At 46.6% G+C, this 603-nt stretch carries 1 rRNA gene; it reads right to left on the bottom strand.

Annotation, left to right across the window (positions count from 1 at the left end):
* Positions 1-352: 352 nt before the first annotated feature.
* Positions 353-471: ribosomal RNA gene (gene rrf / locus ACFIKD_RS09765) — 5S ribosomal RNA — on the bottom strand.
* Positions 472-603: the final 132 nt, after the last annotated feature.

The following is a 603-nucleotide window of genomic DNA, read 5'->3' on the forward strand; positions in this document are numbered from 1 at the left end:
TAAAGCTACAGGCTTGCCATTGTGTCCTCCTGATTAACACACCTGCTGACTAGACACACCCACCTGCTGCAAAAACCATGCCATTTCACCTCTCCTCTGCAAAATCAGCCTTGGTTTAAACACACACAAAGTCTGAACAGAAACACTGCTAACATCTGCTCATTGTAACAGGTGGGTGTAATTAGGCTAAAGGTTATGCATTGACACCTTGATTCTGATTGCTCTGAAGCTACCTGATTACTTTACATGAGGCAAAAGTTGTTTATTAAAAAAAAAAAGAAAAAAACCTTAGGTGAACTTTGAAGCAGATTTTGGAAGAACACCCTCTGCTGGTTGGGAGGAAAAGATGGAAAACTTACAGCACCTGGTATTCCCAAGCGGTCTCCCATCCAGGTACTAACCAGGCCCAACCCTGCTTGGCTTCCGAGATCGGACGAGATCGGGCGGGTCCAGAGTGGTGTGGCCGTAAGCACTTGCCAGTGTCCAGCAAAGCCTCTTGGCCACTCAATCTCAAGGTTTTCCTGCTTAAAGCTACAGGCTTGCCATTGTGTCCTCCTGATTAACACACCTGCTGACTAGACACACCCACCTGCTGCAAAAACC

It is taken from the genome of Bartonella sp. CR84HXZ (assembly GCF_042194535.1).
GTDB lineage: Bacteria > Pseudomonadota > Alphaproteobacteria > Rhizobiales > Rhizobiaceae > Bartonella > Bartonella grahamii.